The 9,069-nt window shown below is 46.9% G+C and carries 7 protein-coding genes; 6 read left to right on the forward strand and 1 reads right to left on the reverse strand.

Annotation, left to right across the window (positions count from 1 at the left end; translation table 11 throughout):
- The first annotated feature begins 47 nt into the window (after nt 1-47).
- From OCU21_RS08025 to OCU21_RS08035, 3 genes are read left to right on the forward strand one after another with little or no spacing between them, the layout of a single operon-like run.
- A complete protein-coding gene (locus OCU21_RS08025; protein WP_261806896.1) occupies nt 48-1,589 on the forward strand; it encodes an ABC transporter ATP-binding protein in 1,542 nt (513 codons plus the stop codon).
- Nucleotides 1,590-2,729 carry an ABC transporter permease gene (locus OCU21_RS08030; protein ID WP_309297204.1) on the forward strand — a complete coding sequence of 380 codons (1,140 nt, stop codon included), beginning with the start codon at nt 1,590-1,592 and terminating at the stop codon, nt 2,727-2,729.
- Nucleotides 2,729-3,685 carry an ABC transporter permease gene (locus OCU21_RS08035; RefSeq protein WP_261806897.1) on the forward strand — a complete coding sequence of 319 codons (957 nt, stop codon included), beginning with the start codon at nt 2,729-2,731 and terminating at the stop codon, nt 3,683-3,685. Before OCU21_RS08030 ends, OCU21_RS08035 begins: the two co-directional genes overlap by 1 nt.
- Nucleotides 3,686-4,144: 459 nt before the next feature.
- Here OCU21_RS08035 and OCU21_RS08040 read toward each other — a convergent pair whose 3' ends face one another.
- Nucleotides 4,145-5,020 carry an RluA family pseudouridine synthase gene (locus OCU21_RS08040; protein WP_261806898.1) on the reverse strand — a complete coding sequence of 292 codons (876 nt, stop codon included), beginning with the start codon at nt 5,018-5,020 and terminating at the stop codon, nt 4,145-4,147.
- Between the two features lie 190 nt (nt 5,021-5,210).
- On the opposite strand from OCU21_RS08040, the gene OCU21_RS08045 reads away from it, so the two are divergent.
- The 3 genes from OCU21_RS08045 to OCU21_RS08055 all read left to right on the forward strand — a co-directional run bounded on the left by OCU21_RS08045 (nt 5,211) and on the right by OCU21_RS08055 (nt 8,717).
- Complete coding sequence (locus tag OCU21_RS08045; RefSeq protein WP_261806902.1) at nt 5,211-7,331, forward strand: PBP1A family penicillin-binding protein; 2,121 nt, start codon at nt 5,211-5,213, stop codon at nt 7,329-7,331.
- Nucleotides 7,332-7,352: 21 nt separating this feature from the next.
- Nucleotides 7,353-7,694, forward strand: coding sequence for a YlbF family regulator (locus tag OCU21_RS08050; RefSeq protein ID WP_261806899.1), 342 nt, complete (start codon nt 7,353-7,355; stop codon nt 7,692-7,694).
- Between the two features lie 66 nt (nt 7,695-7,760).
- Nucleotides 7,761-8,717 (forward strand): 3'-5' exoribonuclease YhaM family protein, encoded by a 957-nt coding sequence (locus OCU21_RS08055; protein ID WP_261806900.1) that lies wholly within the window; start codon nt 7,761-7,763, stop codon nt 8,715-8,717.
- Nucleotides 8,718-9,069: the final 352 nt, after the last annotated feature.

A 9,069-nucleotide genomic window follows, 5' to 3' on the forward strand; every position in this document is an offset into this window, starting at 1 on the left:
AGGAGCATTTTTTCTAAAAAAGGTCGGAATTAGAAAGCGGGGATACAATGGCAAATTCAGAATATGTCATTGAGATGCGAAAAATCACCAAAGCCTTTGGTGATTTTAAAGCCAATGATCAGGTTGATCTGCAGGTCCGCCCAGGCGAGATCCATGCCCTCCTAGGCGAAAATGGTGCGGGGAAATCAACCTTGATGAATGTGCTCTCTGGATTATTGGAACCAACTTCCGGACAGATCTATCTCAATGGAAAACCAGTGAAGATCGATAGCCCAAATAAGGCCAATAGCTTGGGGATCGGCATGGTGCATCAACATTTCATGTTGATCGATGCCTTTACCGTTACCGAGAACATTATTTTAGGTAGCGAGCCCAATCGTGGTGGTGTCATCAATATTCACCAGGCCGAGAAGGACATTCAGAAATTATCAGATCATTATAACCTTGATGTTGATCCAACAGCAAAGGTTGCGGACATTTCGGTCGGGATGCAACAACGTGCCGAGATCCTTAAAACGTTGTATCGTGGCGCTAATGTCTTGATTTTTGATGAACCAACGGCCGTCTTGACCCCCCAAGAAATCGAAGAATTGATCGAGATCATGAAGAACTTGGTCAAAGAAGGCAAATCGATCATTTTGATCACCCATAAATTATCGGAGATCCGCCAAGCGGCTGATCGTTGTACCGTTATTCGTCGGGGCAAGACGATCGGGACTGTTGAAGTGGCTGGGGCCTCAAGTGAAGATCTGGCAACGATGATGGTCGGTCATAGCGTTACCTTCAAGATCCCTAAGCAACCTGCTAAATTAGGACCGACGACCTTACAAGTCAAGGACCTTCATGTCAATGAGAACCGGGGGATCCCGGCGGTCAAAGGCGTTGATTTCACCGTGAAGTCTGGCGAGATCTTAGGGATCGCCGGGATCGATGGTAATGGTCAAACCGAACTGATCGAAGCATTGACCGGTCTGCGGAAGATCGTTTCAGGCGAGATTTTGATCAAGAACCACGAACGTGCCAACGCGGCACCGCGGAAGATCACAGAAACTGGGGTGGCCCATGTACCAGAGGACCGTCAGAAATATGGACTCGTTCTGCAATTGAGCCTAGCAGAGAATTTGGCGTTACAAACGTATTATCGGGCGCCGATCAGTGAACATGGTTTCTTGGACTATGGTAAAATGCGCGAACACGCGAAACGTTTGATCAAGGAATATGATATTCGGACGACCAACGAACAACTGCGGGCCGGCGAATTATCAGGTGGTAACCAACAAAAGGCGATCATTGCGCGCGAATTGGATCGTGACGCCGACTTGATTATCGTGGCCCAACCGACCCGGGGGTTGGATGTTGGGGCGATCGAGTACATTCACCGTCAATTGATTGCCCAACGTGATGCTGGCAAAGCAGTTTTATTGGTCAGTTTTGAATTGGATGAGATCATGAATCTTTCCGATCGCATCATTGTACTTCATGATGGCAAGATCGCCGGTGAAGTACGTCCGGAAACGACTACCGAGCAAGAATTAGGCCTGTTGATGGCTGGTCAGACCCAAGCAGAAACAGCAAAGGAGGAGATTTAATTGATCAAAGTCAATAGTACGACTCGAAAAATCTTGATTCCGTTATTCTCGATCCTAGCTGGTTTTCTGGTTGGCGCGATCATCATGTTGTTTTATAGCTACGATCCGCTCCAAGCATATGGGTCCATGATCCAAGGTTCCCTAGGTAGTACCGTTAGTATTGGTGAGACCTTGCGACAAGCGACACCATTGATTTTCACCGCCTTGGGCTTCTCCGTGGCCAACTCCGCTGGCTTTTTCAACATTGGTCTTTCTGGCCAAGCTTTAGCTGGTTGGGTCGCAAGCATTTGGGTCGCTTTGGCGTTTCCTGATTTACCAACATTTGTCTTATTACCATTAGCTATTATTGCCGGCGCTTTAGCTGGCGCGATTATGGGGGCGATTCCAGGGTTCCTGCGGGCTTTCTTCGGAACCAGTGAAGTTATCGTCACGATTATGTTGAACTATGTTGCTTTGTACCTCAGCACTTATTTGATGCAAGAAGTCATGCCAGCACATTTCAGATCTAGTCAGGATGCAACCAAGATGATCTCGCATCATGCCACGTTACACGTTGATTGGCTCAGTCACATGTTTGGTGATTCCCGGATCCACTTTGGCCTTTTCTTAGCCTTGATCGCGTTAGTGGCTGTTTGGCTATTAATGAAAAAGACGACTTTAGGCTTTGAGATCCGTTCCGTTGGGCTAAATCCGTTTGCTTCTGAATATGCAGGGATGAGTTCGAAAAAGACGATCATTATGTCGATGGTTATTTCCGGCACTTTGGCTGGTTTAGGCGGGGTAATGGAAGGTTTGGGTACTTATCAAAACTTCTTCATCCAAACAGCGTCGATGTCCATCGGGTTCGATGGGATGGCTGTCTCCTTGTTGGGTAGCGGTAGTTCCTTAGGAATCCTGTTATCGGCTTTGCTCTTCAGTATCTTACAAATCGGTGGTTTGGGTATGCAGACAGGTGCCGGCGTTCCCTTCGAGATCGTCAGCATCGTCACCGCCAGCATCATCTTCTTCGTAGGGATCGATTATGTCATTAGCAAACTCTTCAAGAACAAAGATAATGCCAATAAAAAATTACCAAAAACACCGATCGCTAAAGAGGTCGTGACCGAAGAAAAAGATGCGCAAGAAGGGGGTCGTTTATAATGAGCTGGGTCAGTATTGTTGCAATCATCATTTCGTCAACCTTAGTTTATTCCACACCATTGATCTTCACCGCACTGGGCGGTACTTTTTCGGAGCGTGGCGGGATCGTTAACGTTGGACTTGAGGGTATCATGGTCATGGGTGCCTTCAGTTCAGTTGTTTTCAACTTGGCCTTTGCAGAAAGTTTGGGTCGAGCGACACCTTGGATCGCAGCCTTAGTTGGTGGTGTCGTTGGGGTGATCTTCTCGTTGCTTCATGCCGTAGCGACGATCAATTTCCGCGCCGACCACATTATCAGTGGTACGGTCATGAACCTGATGGCGCCAGCTTTAGGCGTGTTCCTGGTCAAGGCGATGTATGGTAAAGGTCAAACTGATAATATTCTGCAAAACTTTGGCTATTTCTCTTTCCCAGGCCTGTCCAAGATCCCAGTGTTAGGTCCGATTTTCTTCAAGGACACTTCATTGATGGCTTATGTCGCGATCTTAGTGGCGATCTTTGCTTGGTGGTTAATGTTTAAAACCAAGTTTGGCTTACGCTTACGTTCTGTGGGTGAGAATCCGCAGGCCGCTGATACTTTGGGAATCAACGTTTATGGTTACCGCTATGCTGGGGTTTTGATTTCTGGCTTTCTTGGCGGGATCGGCGGCGCGGTCTTCGCTCAGTCTATTGCTGGTAACTTTTCGATCGGGACGATCGTTGGTCAAGGGTTCATTTCCATGGCGGCGATGATCTTTGGTAAATGGAATCCGATCGGCGCAATGGGCGCGGCTTTGTTCTTCGGGTTCGCGCAAAGTCTGAGTATCATTGGGGGTCAACTACCTGGTATCAACAAGATCCCATCTGTTTATCTTTTGATTGCCCCTTACATTTTGACGATTTTAGTTTTGGTCTTCTTCCTTGGCAAAGCAACTGCGCCGAAAGCCGATGGGACCAACTATATCAAATCCAAATAAGTTCGATTTCCTCCTTCAAGAAAAAGAGAGTGTGGAGCGCAACGGTTTGGCTTTGAGCATTAACATAACCAAGATTTTGGAAGAGGGTTTCATTTCCAGAAGCTTGGTGTAGTTAAGCGGAAAAGGCGGTTGCGAGCAACACGTTTCAGAAAAAAGAGTGCGGAACACAACGGGTTGACTTTGGGCATTAACCTAGCCAGGATTTTGGAGGCTGGGCTTTGCCTCCGGAAGCTTGGCGTAGTTAAGCGCAGAAGTCAGTTGTGTGTAGCACGTTTCAAATAGAGTGAGAGCCGACCTGGGCAGCTTTTGAGCATTAGCCTAGCAACTATTTTGGAGGCTGGTTTGTGCCTCCAGAATAGTTTCGTAGCCAAGCGGAAGAAACTAGGTCGGCGAACACGCAAAAAAGAGCATCGCATGAAAAATGTGATTGCTCTTTTTCGTTTGGAAAAAATCAGCTGTTCAAGCTCGGGTGATCCGTGGAAAATAATCGGGAAGCGGCGCAGCAACAGTGATGAGCTCTTCGCTGAATGGTTGCGTGAAATGTAGGCACGCACCATGGAGCAACATCTTGGCTTGGGGATCGGCTTGAGGATCATATAGAGGATCGTTAATGATCGGGTGTTGCAATGCTTGCAGATGGACCCGTAGTTGATGGGTCCGCCCAGTGGTCAATTGAAGCGCGACTAGACTTCGATGGGGTTCCCGTTGTAGGACCTGATAGGTAGTTTGAGCAGATTGTCCTGCCACTTGATCGATCCGACGTTTTCGTTTATCTGCTGGGTCAGCTCCGATCGGTAGATCGATCTGTCCCTGTGTGGCTAAATCACCCTCATCATGGACCCAAGCCAAGTAATCACGCCCCATTGTTTTTTGGATCAATTGACGATTATACAAGGGAACCACAACAGGTGTCATCGCGATCAGCAGGGCGCCGCTAGTCTGTTGATCGAGTCGATGGACCATCAAAGGCGGTGTTGCTAATTGTTGGCTGAGAATGTTAAAGACGGTATCAACTTCATCGGGTCGATTCGGGTGTGTTTTCAAACCGGCTGGCTTGTTGACGATCACTGTGGTGGTGTCTTGATAAAGAATCGCCAGTTGACCGGCACTGGGTTGATAGGATTGCTCTGGAAGGGGAACAAAATCGAAATCAAGCGTCAGGTGATCGCCAGGATAAACTTTTTCATTGAAATAACGGTAACGACCATTGACTTGGACCTTTTCTTGGACGCGCAGCAAATGTTGCCATTTCTTAGGGATCAACCAGTGTTGCAGTAGTTCGCGCAGAGAGCAGACTGGTTGTGTTGGTGGCAACGTGATTTGAAATTTTTTCAACACGGGTCAAAATCCTTCTTTCGGCAAAGATAGCGGTGGGTTAATGATAATATCACTCACGCTCAGCTTTACTTGTCAGTAGCAGTGGTTGTCAGGATCAGGAAATCTAAAAAAGCGTTAAATGCGGCGGTAGCCTGATGGAATCTACCCGTTTCATGGTAAAATATGGATTATTGGTGGTTGATAAGTGATGAAACGAAAAAATGAGAAAAAGATAGCGGCGGCGCAACGACATCCCCGGCTCACGCGTTTTTGGCATGGGTTTCGAGTTTGGTGGCGGCGCTGGGAACTATCACGGTGGCTGATCTTGATTTTGATGACCGCCTTTTTGTCATTATCCGCTTTTTACACGATCAAAGCAAAGGTCGCCGATGTGGAAAGTTTGAAGGCCTCACTCAAACAAACACGTCCAACTGTTTATGATCGGGACGGCAAAGTGGCTGGTACCTTATATTCCCAAAAGGGGACTTTTGTCGAATTGAGCGCGATCTCCAAAAATGTTCAAAATGCCGTGATCGCAACAGAGGACCGAAGTTTTTATCGCAATCCGGGTTTTAGTGTTAAAGGGATCGCGCGTTCCGCTTTTAATTATGTGATCCATCACGGACAGATCATGGGTGGTGGCAGTACGATCACGCAACAACTGGCCAAGAATATGCTTCTTAGTCAAAAGCAGACATTAGGTCGTAAGCTAGAGGAGATCTACTTGGCCGTAGAGATCAATCGGGTCTACAGTAAAACGGATATTTTGACCATGTATTTGAATAACGCCTATTTTGGTAACGGTGTTTGGGGCGTTCAAGATGCTTCACAGCGATATTTTGGTCGTAACGCCAGTGAATTGACAGTGGCGCAAGGCGCGACTTTGGCTGGGATCTTGCGTAATCCTACTTTTTATGATCCAGTCAAGCAAAAAGAAAATATGATCGGTCGCCGTGATCTGATCCTGCGTCTTGAAACGGAAACAGCTTTTATAACGACGGCGCAAGCCGATCAGGCTAAGCAGGAGGCCTTAACAATCACGAATACGTATCAACGCAGTAATGGTTATCAATATCCTTATTATTTCGATGCGGTCATCAGTGAGGCTATCAATGATTATGGTATTTCCGAAACCGACGTCTTGAATAAGGGCTACAAGATCTATACAAGTCTTGATCAGGATTATCAAAAACAAATGCAAGCGTCTTATGATCAGGCTTGGGTTTTCCCGGCCAATGCGGCAGATGGTACCTTGGCTCAATCAGGTTCGATCGCGTTAGATCCTCAAACTGGTGGCGTCGTTGCCGTGGTCGGTCGTCGCGGCGAGCATGTTTTTCGGAGTTATAATTATGCGACGATGGCCAAGCGGCAACCAGGCTCAACGATCAAACCATTGGCGGTTTACGCACCAGCCTTAGCGAACGGTTATCATTACGATTCATCCTTGGTGGATAAGGATATGACCTTTGGGAGCAACAAGTATCATCCTACGAACGCGGATAATCGCTATTTAGGCCAGGTGCCGATGTATGAAGCATTGGCCCAAAGCCGAAATGTTCCGGCGGTATGGTTGTTGGATCAGATCGGAGTCAATAAAGGTGTTAGTTCGGTTGAGAATTTCGGGATCAAAGTTGCTAAAAATGACCAAAATCTAGCCTTGGCGTTGGGCGGACTTTCCTCTGGCGTTTCGCCGTTACAGATGGCGCAAGCCTATACGGCCTTTGCCAACCAAGGAAAAATGACGACGGCACATTTTATTACCAAGATCGTTGATGCGACAGGCGCGGTGATCGTGGATAATACGAAGACTAAAAGTCGGACCGTAATGAGTGCTAGTAACGCGAAAGTGATGACCAGTATGTTATTGGGGGTCTTCAACACAGGTACCGGCCAAAACGCTAAACCAGACGGCTACGCGGTCGCTGGCAAGACGGGGAGCACTGAAGTACCCAAGAGTTATGGCTATGGTACCAAGGATCAATGGATCGTCGGGTACACGCCGGACCTTGTCGTGGCTACTTGGGTCGGGTTCGATAAAACAGATCAAAATCATTTCTTACAGGGGACAAGTAGTCAGGGGGTAGCGCCGATCTTCAAACTCGAAATGAGTAAGATGCTGGCTTACAGTCCTAAAACAAGTTTTGGGACGGAGGATGCCTCCAGTATCGCTAAAGAGAAGCAGGACAATACCACCGGCGCCGCTGATTGGTTCTCTGACCTCCAAGGTGGTCTGAACGACACTTGGGAAAAAGCGAAAGATGGTTTAGGAAATGCTAAGAATAATCTCGATCAATGGTATAATAACGTTAAAGGTCTTTTTGGCCAATAAAACAGCAAAAGGAGCACTAAGATGACAAACATTTATGACAACGCAAATGAAATGGCGACCGTTTTACGACAGACACCTCAATACGCGGCACTCCAAGCTGCTTTCGGTAAAATGAAGGCGGATCCGATCGCTTATGGTCTTTTCCAACAAATGCAAAAGCTACAAAGTGAACTGCAACAACAGCAAATGGCCAATCAGGAGATCGGCGATGAGGACATCAAGAAGATGCAAGATTTTAGCGCTAAATTGATGAAGATCGATGTGGTCACTGAATTGATGAACCAAGAACGTGAAATGAACGGTTTGATGGATGAACTAAATCAAATCGTGTCGAAACCGATCACAGATCTTTATCGCGATTGATCAGCGCCAACGATCGGGAGTCGGCCCTAATGGCATCGATCGGATCGGCTTGAAGGAGGATGGCTTTTGGCAACACATTTAAGTGATTTGAAAGCAGGCGATACTTTTAATATCGTTGTGCTCATTAAGCAAGCGGATGTTCGGATCGCAAAAAACGGCAAACGTTTTATTTCCTTAACGTTTCAAGATCGTACAGGCGATATTTCTGGTATGCTTTGGGACGCTAAAGATGAAGATATCGCGCAATTTGGCAGTGGTCAGATCGTCCATCTCAGTGGGCAGCGTGATGTTTATAACGGCCAGCCCCAAGTTAAGATCAGCGGGCTACATCTGGCTAAACCGACTGAAGGTTTTCAGGTCGGTCAGTTTACCACACAAGCGCCTTTGACCGCGGAGCAAATGGCGGCTGAGATCAATCAAGAAGTCTTTAATATTGATAATGCCAAGTGGAATCGGATCGTTCGTTTCCTTTTACAGAAACATCAGCAGGCGTTTTATCAACATCCCGCGGCAAAAAGCAACCATCATGACTTTGCGGGCGGATTGGCCTTTCACACTTTGAGTATGATGCGGTTGGCTAAACAGATCAGTCAGCAGTATCAGCAGATCGATTACGCGCTATTGCTTTCTGGGGTATTGTTACATGACTTGGGTAAGACGATCGAATTAAGTGGACCAGTGGGCACAGAATACACCTTATCAGGCAATTTGATCGGGCATATCGTCTTGATCGATGAAGAAATCGTCTTGGCCTGTGCGGCGCTCAAATTGGATCCAGCAGATGAAGACGTGATGTTATTGCGGCATGTGGTCCTAGCCCATCACGGGTTACTTGAATACGGCTCACCTGAACGCCCTAAACTGCTCGAGGCTGAAGTCTTGCATCAGATCGATGAATTAGACGCGTCGATCAATATGATCACTAAGGCGCTGAATAAGACGACACCTGGCGAATTTAGCGAGCGGATCTTTGGTCTGGATAATCGCCGCTTTTATCGACCGCAGCAACATACTGAGAAGTAAGCCTATTTTCAACTTGACCGGCGCTTAACTGGATTTGGTGATAGTAAGATCAAAATGGATCGTAACGAGCCTGACTAGGCAGTTACGATCCATTTCTTGTTTCTTCGGTACTGGGCCAGCGTGCGCTACTTTTTTAAAGCCCCGTTCAGATTATGGTCAAAATGAAACAGCGTCGAACTGAGGTTAGACGCTGCCAGTCAAGATTAATGGATGATGGATAATTGACGGAAAAACCTTGACAAGTTATTTATACCACAATTTTTCAATGTTTTGTTCCTGGATTCCCGTGACTCATAACGAGCTGGGTGGCACTATTCCAAAATTTTCATAGATGTTTACTTGATCAGTGAGG

It is taken from the genome of Lapidilactobacillus luobeiensis, from assembly GCF_024345205.1.
Taxonomy (GTDB): Bacteria; Bacillota; Bacilli; order Lactobacillales; family Lactobacillaceae; genus Lapidilactobacillus; species Lapidilactobacillus luobeiensis.